At 69.1% G+C, this 14179-nt stretch carries 13 protein-coding genes, 1 tRNA gene and 1 pseudogene; 11 read left to right on the forward strand and 4 right to left on the reverse strand.

Annotation, left to right across the window (positions count from 1 at the left end):
• Positions 1 to 163 precede the first annotated feature (163 nt).
• Positions 164 to 319, forward strand: coding sequence for a pentapeptide repeat-containing protein (locus tag HT102_RS16405; protein ID WP_408611328.1), 156 nt, complete (start codon positions 164 to 166; stop codon positions 317 to 319).
• A 48-nt stretch (positions 320 to 367) separates the two neighbouring features.
• Here HT102_RS16405 and HT102_RS16410 read toward each other — a convergent pair.
• A pseudogene (locus tag HT102_RS16410) lies at positions 368 to 508 on the reverse strand (FmdB family zinc ribbon protein); the annotation flags it as partial.
• Between the two features lie 91 nt (positions 509 to 599).
• The gene (locus tag HT102_RS06360) at positions 600 to 1259 is read right to left on the reverse strand and encodes a 5-formyltetrahydrofolate cyclo-ligase (protein WP_192038572.1); all 660 of its coding nucleotides are present in this window, start codon (positions 1257 to 1259) and stop codon (positions 600 to 602) included.
• 161 nt (positions 1260 to 1420) lie between these two features.
• Between HT102_RS06360 and HT102_RS06365 the strand changes: the two genes are divergently transcribed.
• The 8 genes from HT102_RS06365 to HT102_RS06400 all read left to right on the forward strand — a co-directional run bounded on the left by HT102_RS06365 (position 1421) and on the right by HT102_RS06400 (position 9551).
• Positions 1421 to 2392: a UTP--glucose-1-phosphate uridylyltransferase gene (locus HT102_RS06365; protein ID WP_192038573.1), complete on the forward strand. Its 972-nt coding sequence runs from the start codon at positions 1421 to 1423 to the stop codon at positions 2390 to 2392.
• 17 nt (positions 2393 to 2409) lie between these two features.
• Positions 2410 to 3660: a molybdotransferase-like divisome protein Glp gene (gene glp / locus HT102_RS06370; RefSeq protein WP_192038574.1), complete on the forward strand. Its 1251-nt coding sequence runs from the start codon at positions 2410 to 2412 to the stop codon at positions 3658 to 3660.
• Positions 3657 to 4286, forward strand: coding sequence for a GNAT family N-acetyltransferase (locus HT102_RS06375; protein WP_333473314.1), 630 nt, complete (start codon positions 3657 to 3659; stop codon positions 4284 to 4286). The genes glp and HT102_RS06375 overlap by 4 nt, the downstream gene beginning before the upstream one ends.
• Before the next feature lie 128 nt (positions 4287 to 4414).
• Positions 4415 to 5131 carry a gephyrin-like molybdotransferase receptor GlpR gene (locus tag HT102_RS06380; protein WP_192038575.1) on the forward strand — a complete coding sequence of 239 codons (717 nt, stop codon included), beginning with the start codon at positions 4415 to 4417 and terminating at the stop codon, positions 5129 to 5131.
• A gap of 114 nt (positions 5132 to 5245) precedes the next feature.
• On the forward strand, positions 5246 to 7378 hold the full coding sequence (locus tag HT102_RS06385; protein ID WP_192038576.1) for a wax ester/triacylglycerol synthase family O-acyltransferase: 2133 nt from the start codon (positions 5246 to 5248) through the stop codon (positions 7376 to 7378).
• A gap of 98 nt (positions 7379 to 7476) precedes the next feature.
• Positions 7477 to 7552, forward strand: a tRNA-Ala gene (locus HT102_RS06390).
• A gap of 197 nt (positions 7553 to 7749) precedes the next feature.
• Positions 7750 to 8931, forward strand: a complete 1182-nt coding sequence (locus HT102_RS16270; RefSeq protein ID WP_192038577.1) for a sensor histidine kinase — start codon at positions 7750 to 7752, stop codon at positions 8929 to 8931.
• Positions 8928 to 9551, forward strand: coding sequence for a response regulator transcription factor (locus HT102_RS06400; RefSeq protein ID WP_192038578.1), 624 nt, complete (start codon positions 8928 to 8930; stop codon positions 9549 to 9551). Before HT102_RS16270 ends, HT102_RS06400 begins: the two co-directional genes overlap by 4 nt.
• A gap of 3 nt (positions 9552 to 9554) precedes the next feature.
• Here HT102_RS06400 and HT102_RS06405 read toward each other — a convergent pair whose 3' ends face one another.
• Both HT102_RS06405 and HT102_RS16135 read right to left on the reverse strand, forming a co-directional pair.
• Complete coding sequence (locus HT102_RS06405) at positions 9555 to 10337, reverse strand: ABC transporter permease (RefSeq protein WP_192038579.1); 783 nt, start codon at positions 10335 to 10337, stop codon at positions 9555 to 9557.
• Positions 10334 to 11254 (reverse strand): ABC transporter ATP-binding protein, encoded by a 921-nt coding sequence (locus tag HT102_RS16135; protein ID WP_192038580.1) that lies wholly within the window; start codon positions 11252 to 11254, stop codon positions 10334 to 10336. Before HT102_RS16135 ends, HT102_RS06405 begins: the two co-directional genes overlap by 4 nt.
• A 337-nt stretch (positions 11255 to 11591) precedes the next feature.
• Here HT102_RS16135 and HT102_RS06415 point away from each other — a divergent pair, with 337 nt between their 5' ends.
• Both HT102_RS06415 and HT102_RS06420 read left to right on the forward strand, forming a co-directional pair.
• Complete coding sequence (locus HT102_RS06415) at positions 11592 to 12164, forward strand: DUF3558 family protein (protein ID WP_192038581.1); 573 nt, start codon at positions 11592 to 11594, stop codon at positions 12162 to 12164.
• A gap of 33 nt (positions 12165 to 12197) precedes the next feature.
• Positions 12198 to 14006 carry a hypothetical protein gene (locus HT102_RS06420; protein WP_192038582.1) on the forward strand — a complete coding sequence of 603 codons (1809 nt, stop codon included), beginning with the start codon at positions 12198 to 12200 and terminating at the stop codon, positions 14004 to 14006.
• The last annotated feature ends 173 nt before the right edge of the window (positions 14007 to 14179 follow it).

The raw sequence follows: 14179 nt of genomic DNA on the forward strand, positions 1-14179 counted from the left end.
GCGGGCTGGCATGCCGCGCCCCGATCAGGTGGTGCCCTGATCAGGGCGCGGCGCGCGAGGTCGATCGCAGTCTAGGGATCGTTCCAGGAAGGCGGGACTGGCGCGAGCGCGCCTGTGGATAACCGGATGCTGGTCCACAGGGGGCGCTGCCGGGCGCGCGAGGGTGCTAGGAGGAGCTGCTTCCCTGCGTGGAGCTTCCCTGCGAGGAACTGCCTTGCGAGGAACTGCCTTGCGAGGAACTGACTTGCGAGGAACTGCCTTGCGAGGGACTGGCTTGGGAGCCACTGCTCTTCGGGGAGCTCGTGGACGAGCCGGTTGACGCGCTCGCGGAGCTGCGGCTATCAGTGCGGTAGAAGCCACTGCCCTTGAACACGATGCCCACCGAGTTGAACAGCTTGCGGAGCTTGCCATCGCAGCGGTCGCACTCGGTCAGCGCGTCATCGGTGAACGACTGGACGATGTCGAACTGGTGATCGCACGCGGTGCAGGCGTAGGAATAGGTGGGCATCGGGGACCTCCATGAGGACAGGATCAGCTATTGGCACTCTAGCGCGCGGAGTGCTAGGAGTGGTAGCGGGCCGGGATCGCCTCCGCGGCGATCACGCTCCTTCAGTGCCCTCAACGCCCGCGGGCAGCCGTATATGCCCGCCGCTCGGTGTGATCACCCCATCCATCCGCACATCGTGCGGATCTGCCGGCAGGTGATCCACGAGTTCCTCATCGCGAACCACTGCTATCAGTGGCGGGCGGTGGGCGAGCGCCCCCAGCGCGCGGTCATAGAAGCCAGCCCCGCGACCCAGGCGGGTGCCCGTGCGATCGACGGCCAGCGCCGGGACAAGGACCAAGCCGCATGACTGCACGCCCCCGGGCCCGAGCAGCGGACCAGCCGGCTCGAGTATCCCGAACCGTGCCTGCCGGAATGCCGCCGCGCCCTCGAACCGCGCCCAGTCCAGCGCGCTGCCGGGCCGCATGATTGGCAGGATCACCGGGAACCCGGCCGCGACCAGGGCCTCGAGCATCAGCGCCGAGCCGGGCTCCGTGCCGGACGGAGCATAGGCCGCGACGTCGCGATCGGGGGCGAGGGACTGGGCCACGGCAACCGCATGGACGGCGATCTGCTCCGCCTCGGCGGCATGAACGGCCCGCGGCAGGGTTGCGCGCGCGTTAACGAAAAACGTACGCCACGCGGACTTGCCGTGTTGATTCCCGGGATCAGGGCCAGATCCCGGATGATCGGTGTTAGTAGAATCACCAAGCATGGATTACCTCGGTATTCATCTCGCACAATGCTTGCGGGCCGACGTTCTTCCATGCGCGGAACCACTGCGAGAACCACGATCAGCATGGCACCAAGCACTTCACGACCTGGCAGTGTGAAGCACGATCAGGCTAATACGCGAGCAGAACAACGAGGTGGAAGATGAGTGACGTCGGCGCGAGCCCCGCGAAGCCATTTCGCACAGCGATCGTACCCGCGGCAGGGCTCGGCACGCGTTTCCTGCCGGTGACCAAGACGGTCCCCAAGGAACTGCTTCCCCTCGTGGACACTCCCGCGATCGAGCTCGTCGCGAGCGAGGCCGCCGAGGCCGGGGCCGAGCGGCTCGTCATCATCACTTCCGAGGGCAAGCAGGGCGTGATGGCCCACTTCATCAAGCACGACGTGCTCGAGGGCACCCTCGAGGCCCGCGGCAAGCACGCGCTGCTCGACAAGGTCCGCCGGGCCCCAGCCCTGCTCGATGTCCAGGCGGTCGTCCAGGAGAAGCCCCTCGGGCTCGGCCACGCCATCGCCTGCGCCGAGGCTGTGCTCGACGAGGACGAGGACGACATCGCCATCCTGCTGCCCGATGACCTCGTGCTGCCCACCGGGGTGCTCACCAGGATGGCCGCGGTGCGCGCTCGGCATGGTGGCAGCGTCATCTGCGCCATCGAGGTGGAGGCCAAGGAGGTCAGCTCCTATGGCATCTTCGACGTCGTCCCCACGGGCAACGACGACGAGACCGACACCGTGCTGAAGGTCACCGCGATGGTCGAGAAGCCCGCGCAGGAGGACGCCCCGTCGAACCTCGCCGCAGCGGGCCGCTACCTGCTCGACCGGGAGATCTTCGACGCGCTGCGCCGCATCACGCCTGGCGCGGGCGGCGAGCTGCAACTGACGGATGCCATCGAGATGCTTGTTGACGAGGGGCACCCCGTGCACGTGTATGTTCACACGGGAAGCCGACACGATCTCGGAAATCCCGGCGGCTTCATCAAGGCTGCGGTTGACTTTGCTCTCGACGATGAAGAGTATGGTCCGCCATTGACGCAATGGCTGACCGAGAGGCTTGGCCTCCCTTCCCTGCCGGGTCTCGTTCCCACCTCGGACGAGGACCCGGGCCCGGAAGGGGACTGACGGGAAGGAAGGGGTCCATGCGCACGGTCGAGGAGCAGCATGCTCGCATCGCGGAGGCGGCCGTGGAGCTGGAGCCACAACGAGTCAGCATCGCGGAGGCACGCGGCCTCGTATGCGCGGAGGAAGTGACGGCCCGCAGGCCCCTGCCCGGGTTCGACCAAGCCTCCGTTGACGGATACGCCGTGCGCAGCATCGATATCGCCGAGGCCGGCCCCGACCACAAGGGGCAGTTCGGCCAGCCCGCGGACCTCGCGCTGCCCGTGGTCGGCGAGATCCGTGCCGGAGCCCGGCAGATCCCCCGCCTCCAGCCGCAGCAGGCGGTCCGCGTGGAGGCCGGGGCACCGCTGCCCGCGCTCGCCGACGCCGTCGTCCCGCTCGACGGGACCAACGGGGACCGCACCAAGGTCGCGATCTACAGCCCCATCAAGCCGGGCACCAACATCCGGGAGACCGGCGACGACGTGCGCGTGGGCGACGTGGCCGTCGCCGAGGGCACCTTGATCTCCCCCGCGCACGTAGCGCTGCTCGCCTCCGTCGGGCGCACCGACGTGCTCGTCAGCGCCCGGCCCCGCGTCACGATCATCGCGGTGGGCCCGGAGCTCGTGGACATCGCGTTCACCCCGGACACGGGCCAGGTCTACGACGTCAACTCCTACGCGCTCGCCGCGGCCACCACCGAGGCCGGGGCCATCGCGAACCGCGTCGGCATCGTCGACCCCTACGCGGATGCACTCCGCTCCGCCATCACTGAGCACCTGCCGCGCACCGACATCCTCGTCATCACCGGGGGAGTGGGTGGCCGTGCCTCCGACACGGTGCAGGAGGCGCTCCTCGATTTCGGCAACATCGAGATCAGCCGCGTCGCGATGCACCCCGGAGGCGTGCAGGGGTTCGGGATGCTCGGCGACCGCAAGGTCCCCACGTTCCTGCTGCCCGAGCTGCCCACCAGCGTGCTCGTTGTGTTCGAAGTGATGGTGCGGCCCCTCGTGCGGGGGATGCTCGGCCGCACCGATCCGTACCGGCGGCGCGTGAAGGCCCGCACCGTGAACGACTTCAACTCCGAGCCGGGCGTGGTCGGCTACGTGCGCGGCAAGCTCCTGCGCGACGCCCGGGGCAGCTACCACGTGCGTGCACTCGGCGCGGTCGACGGCGCGAACCGGCTCGTGCACCTCGCGGACGCGAACTGCCTCATCGAGGTCGACCCCGGCACCACTCACGTTGGGGCGGGGGAGACCGTTCCCGTCGCGTTCCTCGCGCAGCGCGGGTGACGCATCCGGGCTGGCCGGCGGTCGTCGGCCCGATCACCACGGCCGCGGGCACGATCCTCCTGCGGCCCATCCGCCTCCGCGACGCCTCGCAATGGAGCCGGCACCGGCTCGAGGACGAGGATTACCTGCGCCCCTGGGAACCCACCGGCGAGGGCGGCTGGATGCTGCGCCACCGGCCCGGCAACTGGCCAACCATCTGCATGACGCTGCGTGCCGCGGCGCGCAAGGGCACGATGATGCCGTTCGCCATCGAGGCCAATGGCGATTTCGCTGGCCAGCTCACCGTCGGCAATATCGTTCGCGGACCGTTGAGCTCCGCCTGGATCGGCTACTGGGTCGCGCGATCGATGGCGGGACAGGGCATCGCCACCGCTGCGCTGGCGCTCGGCGTGGACCACAGCTTCACCGCCAGCCACCTGCATCGGCTCGAGGCGACCGTGCGGCCCGAGAACCACGCCAGCCGCACCGTGCTGCGCAACGTGGGCTTCCGCGAGGAAGGGCTACTGCGCCGGTACTTGCATGTCGATGGCGAATGGCGCGACCACACCCTCGTCGCGCTGCTCGCCGATGAGCTGCCCGACAGCGCGGCCTCGCGCATCGTTCGCATGGGCAAGGCGTCATGGTGAACTCTTAGAATTGTCGCTCGGCGCGTCGCGCGTTACCCAACGGTGATCCCACCTAGCCTGTCCTCGAGGCGTCAAGCATTATTGACGCGAACGCCCTGAGCTCGGCGGCAAGGAAGGAGCCCGTGGTCATGCCGAATTCGTTCCTCTGGTTGGGACTCGTGGCCCTCTCGCTGTTCGTGCTTGTTCCCATGATGGTGAACATGCGCGAGCCTGTCTTCCGGGCTGGCGATCGCGCCTTCGCCACCAGGGTCCTGCATTATGGCGGGGCACGACCACGCACCGAGAGCGCGTCCGCGGAGCAGTTCCTCGCGGGCGGTGCCATGCGGGCGCACATCGAGCTGAACACCAATCCCGGGGAGGATCGGATGGCAATGCGCGATACGAGCAGTCACGGCGGGGCAGTGGCCGGGCCGTCCGAGGAGGAGCTCGCGCGGCGCCGCGGCCGCGGGGGATTCGACCCCGAGGCCGATGCGCTCGCCAGCGCCGCGCGGTACCGGTTGCGCCAGCGCATCGTGATCGGGCTCGCCGCGACAGTCGTGCTCTCCGCCGTCATCGCGCTGCTCCTCGTTCCAGCGGCCTGGTACCTCACGATCGCCAGCATCGTCGCGCTCGTTGGCTACCTGATGTACCTGCGCACCCAGGTGCGCATCGAGCGGGATATCCGCGAGCGCCGCATGGCCCGCCTGCGTGGCGAGCGTTCCGCCCGCATCCCCGGTGGGGACCCGCACGATCTTGACCCGCACGACGCCGACTACGTCGCCTACGACGACGAGGATCCCGAGTTCGATCCGCTGGGCGATTACGACGAGCCTGGCTACCAGTACAACCCCCGCCAAGCACGCTAGCCGGGTGTGACCCAGGCCAATGTTTCTCCAGCACCGTGATGCGACACACAAGCATTACGGGGCGGTCACCCTTCGGCGATATGCCGGAAACACGACGCGCGAACACTGGAATGCATGGAATGGGAACGCATCAGTGACACTGGACAGATCTGGCGCGTGCGCGTGCAACTCGTGGACCGGCCAGGAACCCTCTCGGCGCTGACCGCGCGCCTCTCCGCGCACGAGTGCAACCTGCTCGCGGTGACCGTGCTGCCCGTATCCGGCAGCGACACCTCCGAGGGAAACGTCGTCGACGACTTCGTCCTCCGCGCCCCTGCCCGCATGACCGCGGACCACCTGCGCGCGCTCGTGGAATCCGACTCGGTGACCTGCTGCGGGCTCACCACCGGCAGCGTCAACGACCTCGTCGACCCCGAGACCACTCTGCTGCGCCTCACCCGCGCCGCGCTCGCCGGGACCATCACCGTTGCCGAGGCGATTCGCCGGCTGCTCGGTGCCGACTCGATGGAACCTGCCGCGCGAGCGAGGGAGCAGGCCTTGCTCGACGCCACGGGCCATGCCGCCACCATCACCGCGGCCGGGAACAGCACGCGATACACCCGTGCCTGGGCGCCGTACGTCGATGGCGAGCTCGCCCGCGTCGAAGCACTGCTCGAGCTCGTCGCGCCCACGCAGGAAGCACCTGCCTCCCCAGCGACTGATCCGGAACGCCGGGAGATCCCAGGAGCAGAACCCGAAGCGCCACCGGCCACGACGCTCGCCACGCCCCACGTGCGCCAGCTCTCCAGCCTTGATGTCCAGTTCCTCAACGCCGAGACCGCCAGCACCGTCATCCATGTCGGCGGCCTCACCATCCTCGACCCCAGCGACCTGCCCGGCGGGGTGCTCACCGCTCCCGCGCTGCGCGACGTCATCGCCAGCCGCCTCCACCTCGTGCCGCCCCTGCGCTGGACACTGCGCACCGTGCCGCTCGGCATCGACCTGCCCTACTGGGACGACGAGCAGCCCGTGGACCTGCACTACCACGTCCGCGCCATCGACCTGCGCCACGAGGGCAACGGCAGCACCAGCGACGGGGCCCTGCGCGATCTCGTCGCCCGCCTCGACGCCACGCACCTCGACCGCAGCAAGCCACTGTGGGAGGCCTACCTCATCTCTGGACTCGACGGTGGCCGCCAAGCGCTCTACACCAAGGTGCACCACGCCGTCATCGATGGAGTGTCCGGCGCCGAGGTCATGGCTGCCGTCATGGACCTCACCCCGGAACCGTTCGCCGTGCCACCGAGCACCACCCACGGGCCCGAGTATGTCGCCCCCCGCGCGCTCCGGCTGATCGGCCGCACCGCCCGCCGCGCCGCCACCAAGCCCGCCCGCCTCGCTCGCGCCGCCCGGTCGATCGCGCCACACATCGCTGATGTGCCCGGCATCATGGCGCTGCCCGGTGTCGACGGAGTCGCCCGGAAAACCAGGCGCAGCACCACGAGCACCCAGCCCGAGCGGCCCGGTGCCCCGCCCATGACACCGTTCAACCAGCGCATCACCGCGCGCCGCAGCATCGCCACCACCAGCATTCCCCTCGCCGACATCAAGACCGCGAAGAACGCCTGGGGCTGCACCGTCAACGACATCGTCATGGCGGTCTGCACCACCGCGATCCGCCGCTGGCTCAGCGACAACGACGCGCTCCCCACCAAGCCGCTCGTCGCCTCCATGCCCGTCTCCGTCCGCACGCCCGAGCAGCATGGGACCGCCGGCAACCAGATCGGCTTCATGCCCACGATCCTGCCCACGCATGAGCCCGACCCCGCCCGTCGGATCGCCCACCTCACCGACGGCATCGCCGCCGCCAAGCAGCGCTTCGCCCACGCCCCCGCCACGCTGCTGCACGCTGCGACCGAGGCGCTCCCGCAGCTCCTCCACGGTGTTGCCTCCCGCGCGGTGTTCGCCGCGGCAGGCATCGCGGCGCCGCCCTTCAACCTGCTAATCTCCAACGTGCCCGGCCCCCAGATGCCGCTGTACGTCGCCGGGGCCAAGGTGCTGCACAACTACCCCGTCTCCGTCATCTCCGACTTCACCGGCGGGCTCAACATCACCGTCATGTCCTACAACGGCAACATCGACTTCGGGCTCGTCACCTGCCCCGACCTCATCCCCGCCCTTGACGTGCTCGCGAGCCACCTCCACGACGCCATGACCGAGATCCTCCAGCTCGCCACGGCTGACGCCTCGGGGGCGCGGGTGGGCTGAAGCGGCCCGGCCCGTGGCAGCGCGGCACGACGCTACGCGCAGCGCGTCGATTTCCACACCCGGCGCAACGGCTGCTAAAGTTCCACACGACACATCCTGGGGCTATAGCGCAGTTGGTAGCGCGTCTCGTTCGCATCGAGAAGGTCGGGGGTTCGATTCCCCCTAGCTCCACCAGTGTCAACGCAGGCCAGGGCCGTTCCGGTGATGAACCGGGGCGGCCCTGGCCTGTTTTTGCGCGTGGGTGGGGAGCTCCGGGACCTTCTGGGTGAATCTGCTAGCCAATGTCACGCGACACGCCGCGACACGTTCCCGCCTGCGTGACATGAGCGAGCAGATTTCGAGGGGGCAGTCGAGGTGCAAGACTGGGCCTCGTGAATAGTGCTAGCCGAGCCACGGCCTGGTGGCGTTCCCGCTCGCCCGTGGAGCGCATCACCGTCTACATGGTGTGGCCGTGGTACCTCGTGCTCTGGATGATTCCGCTGCTATGGGTGAGCACGGCGTGGTTCGTCGCGCCGAGACGGGACTGGCTGCTCTCCGCGCTGGTCATGGTGGTGCTGCTCGGCGTCGCAACGGTGGTGTTCCACGGCGGGATGCAGCAGCGCATCCATCCTGATTCGCCGGTGACGCGCGCCCCGTGGCGGTGGGCAACGGTGCTGCTTTTCGTGGCAGCCGTCCATTTCGCGGTGCTGGCCTTGGTGGGCGAGGGCGACGAGGACTGGGTGCTCGCGCACTTCTGGAGCGGTATCTTCGTCGTTTCCATCGCGCTGGGGCCACTTCTGCGGCAACGCATGCTCGGTGTGGTGGCTCTAGCGGGCGCGGGAGCCGCCCTCGTGGTGGCGGGAACGGTAGGCCTCGCGGTCGCGGCAGCGGTGCTGGCGCTGGTGATGGTGCTGCTGGTGCATTCGACGTTGTGGCCGATCGATGTGATGCGGCAGCTCGAGGAATCCCGCGCGCGGGAGGCGGCGCTGTCGGTGGCGGAGGAGCGGCTGCGGTTCTCCCGCGATGTGCATGACGTGGTGGGGCGTGCCCTATCGACGATCGCCATCAAGTCGGAGCTGGCGGCGAAGCTCGCGGACCGGGGTGATCCAGCGTCGGCGGCGCAGATGCGCGAGGTGGAGGGCATCGCGCATGAATCGTTGCGGAGCGTGCGGGAACTGGTCCGCGGCTATCGGACGATCAACCTCGACCAGGAGGTCCGGGGCGCGCGCGAGCTCCTCGAATCCGCCGGCATCGCCACGACCGTCGAGGGCGGATCCCAGGATGTGCCGGAGCTCGCGCGGGAATCCGCAGCGTGGGTGGTGCGCGAGGCAGTGACGAACATCCTGCGGCACTCGCATGCCGGTAGCTGCCGCATCGTCATCGGTGTGGAAGGCGTGGCCATCACCAACGATGGCGCGGCCGCAGGGTCGCGGGCCACCGAGGGAGTCGGCCTGACGGGGCTGCGCGAGCGACTGACTACCGTGGGTGGAGAACTGTCCATCCGGCGCAGCGAGAACGAGTTCACGGTCGCGGCCCGGTTCCCCGGCTCCCGCTCCACTGGGGAGGTGCGATGACCAGCAACGACCGCGTGATCACGGTACTGCTCGCCGATGACGAGAACCTTATTCGCAGTGCCCTGGCCTCGATGCTGTCGCTCGAGGCCGATCTCGAGATCATTGCCGAGGCCGCCGACGGTACTGAGGCGCTGGCCAAGGCCCGTGCGCTGAAACCCGATGTCGCCGTGCTGGATCTGCAGATGCCAGGCCTCGACGGGGTGGAGCTCGCCGAGCTGCTCGCCCGGGAGGTGCCAGACTGCCGGACCATCATCGTCACCAGCCACGCCCGGCCCGGCTACCTCAAGCGGGCCCTCGCCGTGGGGGCACGGGGATTCCTCCCGAAGACCGCCACCGGAGCCACCCTGGCCGACGTCATCCGCCGCGTCGCCGATGGAGGACGCTATGTGGACCCAGATCTTGCCGCGGATGCCATCAGCGCCGGCGACAGCCCGCTGACACCCCGCGAGGCCGATGTGCTCGAGGCCGCGGCGGACGGCGCCCCGCTCGAGGAAGTGGCCCGCCGCGTCTCGCTCGCGGCGGGCACCACCCGCAACTACCTCTCCTCGGCGGTGACGAAGCTCGGTGCCCGGAACCGTTTCGACGCCTGCACCATCGCCCGCCAGCGAGGCTGGATCTAGGGCCTACGCGCGCGGCTCCCACCGCCACGTTGCCCGTGCAAGCCACAGGCCAGCACCGATCCACACCACGGTGGACAGCACATCCACCAGGACGATCGGCATGCCCAGCGCGGCCGGAGCAGCGGCAAGATCCGCGCCCATGCCGCGGGCGAGCAGGTCCGCGACGCCGGAGAACGGTGCCAGCAGCAACCACGATCGTGCCTCGGCCCCGATCAACGGCTGCAACGCGATCGTCGGGAACGCCACGCTCACCAGCAGCACCGGGATCGTGGTGAACTGCACCGACGCAGCGCTCGTCGAGAACGCGCCCGTCGCGATGCCACCAATGATGCTCAGCATCACCACGCCCACCAGGCCCGCCAGCAGCAGCGCCCAGCTCTCGGGCGCCGGTGCGCCCAGTAGCGTGAAGGCACCCAGCACGAGCGCGCCCACGACCATGCCGATCACCAGGTACGGCGCGGCGAGCGCCAGCACCATCTGCACCGGCGACAGCTCCGTGGTGCGCAATGCCTTGAACACGTGGGACTCGCGGCGCACCGCGATCACGATCGCCAGCGCCGAGGCCACCGACATCGTCACCAGCACCGGCGTTGTCGAGGCGACCATCGTGCCCCACACCGCGCGATCATCGGATTCCACGACCGTCGCCAGGAGGATCGCCATGACCGGGCCGAACGCCAGCATCGCCAGCACCATCCGCTGCTTGAATGTGTAGCGGACCTCGAACAATGACATCCGGGCCACCCGCTTCGCCGGGGACAGCGGGGCTATTGTCTGCGCGCTCATGCCTGACCTCCTGCGATCTGATGGAACACTTCATCGAGCGAAGCCGGATTGGCGCGGATCATTCCCAGCTCCACCCCCGCCTCGTCGGCCTGCTGCACCAACCACAGCATCGACCGCTGCTGGTCCGCGGCCTCCACCACCCCCGTCGGCTTGCCGCGCTGATCACCGACCGTGATCGACACCCCCGCGGGAGGCTGCGGCCACCACCCCGGCGGCGCGGAAACCACCTCCGCCACCACGCGCGCCGGACGGCTCGCCAGCACTTCCTCCAGCGTCCCCTCCACGGCGAGCACGCCCTCATGCACGATGCCGACCCGGTCAGCGAGCTGCTCCGCCTCCTCCAGGTAATGCGTCGTCAACAGCACCGTCGATCCCGCCGCCTTCAGATCACCAATGACCTGCCACATGCGCTTGCGCGACTCCGGATCCAGGCCGGTCGTCGGCTCATCAAGGATGATCAGCTCCGGGCTGCCCCACATCGCCAGCGCCAGATCCAGTCGGCGCCGCTCGCCACCCGACAAGCTCTGCACCGCAGTGCCCGTCTTGTGCGCCAGATCCACCCGCTCCAGCACCCGTGCGGCATCATCGCGCCGCGACGACAAGCCAGCATGCAGGTTCACCGTCTCCCGCACCGAGATCTCGCCGAAGTGACCACCCTGCTGCAGCACCACGCCAGTCCCGCGCCGCACCACATCAGGCTGCTCCCGCGGATCGCGCCCGAACACCCGCACCGAACCACCAGACCGTTGCCGGAACCCCTGCACCATCTCGAGAGTGGTCGTCTTGCCCGCGCCATTCGTGCCCAGCAGCGCGAAGCACTCGCCCCGCACCGCCCCGAACGAAACACCGCGGACCGCCAGGAAGTCGCCATACCGGCACTCCAGCGAATCCACCTCCACAACCAGTTCATTGCTCATGACTCTTATGGTCTTCGGTTTTCGGGCCTCGCAGTAGAGCAGCGCATCACGAGAAAACGGGAGGAATGCACGGGCGAGGCATGACAGGTGTCATGGGGGTGTGATGTGCCGTGGGTCCGTGGCTCCGGGCGAATTTGCTAGCTGATGTCACGCGACACGCCGCGACACGGTCTGTTTGGCGTGACATTAGCTAGCAGATGCTGTGGGGCAGGTTGGAGCAGAGGCGGTTGGGCGCCTCGGTTGTGGTGCATCACACAGTGGAGTGGTGGAACCATCGTCGCTCGGATTGCGTCCTACTTCCCAAGGCGAGTGCTGGCAACGATAAAAGGGGACGGGCATGCGGGGAGTCGGGGTGGGAGCGGGCTTGGTGCTGGCGGCGGGGCTGCTGGTGGGGTGCGCGCTGCCGGGAGAGTCCGAGTCCGGCGGGTCGACCTCGATCGCTGCGCCAACATCGACCGGGCCTGTGCGCCCGCCGGCGTTGTTTGACCCGTGTACTGATATCCCCGACGAGGCGCTGGAAGCGGTGGATGTGGAGCGGGACTCGCAGTACATGAGCATCTATGGCAACGCCAAAATCTCCGGGGAGCACTGGGACGATCACCGCGAGTGCGCCTGGTGGGGCGAGGACCATCGCATCTGGATCGCCTCGGAGATGCGCTCGCTCGACGAGGTGCGCCAGCGCCCTATCGCCTCGGAAATCACCGAGGTGGTGATCAACGGGCGTGCCGGGATACGCAGCAACCTCAAGTCGTGCGGGGCGTTCCTATGCGCGGAGATCGCCCTGCCCACGGGGGAGGGCACGGTGTGGGTGAACCTGAACTTCGCGGTCTCGGCTGATCCATCGTTGCACGCCAACGAGGAGGTCATCCGCTACACGACGTTGCTCGAGCCGTATCTGCCCGCCCGCTAGACAACCGCCCAACTGCCAGGGGGAACCACCACGATGTCGTCACCGATCACCAGCGCCGGGGGGCTGCTCGAGCTCGACCCGGCCACCCTCGACCGCGCCATCACCGCCTGCGAGCAACTCGCGACCGACCTGGTCCGCGCCAGGAACGGTCGCATCCGCACGTTTCCCTCGGCTAGCCTGCGCTTGGGTACCCTGCCCTCGGCTCATGCCCTGGCCAGGGCCTACGGCGCCTTGTGGGATGGCGGGGAAGCCTCGCTCGATGGCATCGTCACCTCCCACGTCTCCATCGCCGAGGCGATGGCGGCCACTCTGGCCTCCGCGCGTGACCAGCTGACTGGCACCGATAGGGAGGCCGCCGCGGCGCTCGCCGAGCTCGAGGCGCTGGCCAAGCAGGGCGGGACGGGGGCGGTGCTGGCCAAGAGCCTGCTGCCCAGCACCGATGTGGCGAGCACCGGTCAGGCGGGAACCGGGCCGATTGAGGCCCTGGCCAAGCAGGGTGGCACCGGCGCGGTGCTGGCCAAGAGCTTGCTCGCTGCTGCGGCGGCGGTATTCAACCTCAGCCCCCGCTCGCCGGGCTACCACGCGCTGCCGGTGGCGGTCACCGAGCCGTTCGGGACGATGGGGCATGCCGAGATCGCCGCGGCCGCCACCGCGCTGGCTGCCGACCTCGACAGCCTGATGAACTTCGCGGACTCGTGGAAGCTCGCTGCAACGGGCCTCACGGAGGCTGCCGAGGATGCCGCGGCGGGCCTGCGCGTGCTGCCCGGCGGGCTGTCGGGGGAACTGGCTGACCGGATGATCGCCGCGATCGAGGACCACCTGGTCAGCCTCGTCACGCTGGGATCTGTGGCGGATGAGATCGGCGGCAAGCTCGACATTACGGTCCAGGGGTTGTCGGACGCGGCGCGGGCAGTACCGGAGGTGCCGACGATGAGCGCAGCGGATGTGGCGGACCCGACAGGAGCATCGCAGGCGCGGCTGGCCGCGGAGCAGCAGGCGGCGCTGGAACTCGCTCGCGACGCGATGGAGCTTCGGTACCGGCCGGTGGTCAACGATGCTGCGGACCGTGTGCCGCTGCTGCCGTCGCCGGACGTGCCCACCAGCGGCGATGGTGCCGTCACGGCTGGTCCGGGTATCGCGCCACAGGCGGGCAGCGGGCCAGGCACGGGGGAGCGGGGGCCCGGCGGGGCCGGAAGCGGAGCATCAGGTAGTGGCGGTGCCGCCGCGGATGCGGGCAGCAGCCTGGCAGCCGGTTCGGGTGAGGGCGCTCCCGGTGATGCCCGTCTGGGCCACCACAGCGAGCCGACTACCCTCCCGGCCGGTACGCAGCCCGCGGGCCTGGCCACGGCCGGTGGCGAAGCGAGCACAGCACCACGGCCGGGCACCGGTGCCGGTCCAGGCATGGGCGCGGGAGCGGTAGCGGGCCCTGGTGGCCAGCCCGGCGCTGCGGGCGCGGGCGGACCAGCCGGTGGCGCGCTGGCTGGTGGCCCGGTATCTGGTGGTGGCGCATCGCGCGGCATTGCGCAGGGGGCGTCGCCCAGCGGACCAGGAAGGCCGCCCAGCAGCAGCGGCGGCACCGCGAGGCTTCCCGGAGGATCCCTGCCGCCAACCACGACCGGCGCCGCCACCACTGCACCCAGCGCTCCAGGCACCAATTCCCGTCCGATGATGGGCGGCATGGCTCCGATGGCACCGATGGCAGGTGGAGGCGCCGCTGGGGGCCAGGGGCACACTCCGGCGTCGTACCTCACCTCCAAGCGCAACGGCCGCGCCCTGATCGGGGACCTGCCCCGCACGCCGCGGATCATTATCAGCGGGTCCGACGACATCTTCGAGGAGTAGCCCTGGCAGCAGGCTCGAAAACGCCTATGAAACGCAACAAATCGCGCTCGCAGTTGGAGCAAATTGTGGAGTCTCATAGGCCATCGCCATGAACCCAGCGCCACCAGCAGCGAAAAGTGTCAAGTCGCCAACCAGTGACAGACGCCACAGGCCCTGACGGAACCAACCGCGGA

It is taken from the genome of Lolliginicoccus lacisalsi (assembly GCF_014841105.1).
GTDB classification, from domain to species: Bacteria; Actinomycetota; Actinomycetes; order Mycobacteriales; family Mycobacteriaceae; genus Lolliginicoccus; species Lolliginicoccus lacisalsi.

Coding starts and splice junctions, on each gene's coding strand:
- HT102_RS06360 (WP_192038572.1), bottom strand. CDS start 1,259: ATGCTTGGTGATTCTACTAACACCGATCATCCGGGATCTGGCCCTGAT.
- HT102_RS06365 (WP_192038573.1), top strand. CDS start 1,421: ATGAGTGACGTCGGCGCGAGCCCCGCGAAGCCATTTCGCACAGCGATC.
- HT102_RS06385 (WP_192038576.1), top strand. CDS start 5,246: ATGGAATGGGAACGCATCAGTGACACTGGACAGATCTGGCGCGTGCGC.
- HT102_RS06400 (WP_192038578.1), top strand. CDS start 8,928: ATGACCAGCAACGACCGCGTGATCACGGTACTGCTCGCCGATGACGAG.
- glp (WP_192038574.1), top strand. CDS start 2,410: ATGCGCACGGTCGAGGAGCAGCATGCTCGCATCGCGGAGGCGGCCGTG.
- HT102_RS06405 (WP_192038579.1), bottom strand. CDS start 10,337: ATGAGCGCGCAGACAATAGCCCCGCTGTCCCCGGCGAAGCGGGTGGCC.
- HT102_RS06420 (WP_192038582.1), top strand. CDS start 12,198: ATGTCGTCACCGATCACCAGCGCCGGGGGGCTGCTCGAGCTCGACCCG.
- HT102_RS16135 (WP_192038580.1), bottom strand. CDS start 11,254: ATGAGCAATGAACTGGTTGTGGAGGTGGATTCGCTGGAGTGCCGGTAT.
- HT102_RS06380 (WP_192038575.1), top strand. CDS start 4,415: ATGCCGAATTCGTTCCTCTGGTTGGGACTCGTGGCCCTCTCGCTGTTC.
- HT102_RS06415 (WP_192038581.1), top strand. CDS start 11,592: ATGCGGGGAGTCGGGGTGGGAGCGGGCTTGGTGCTGGCGGCGGGGCTG.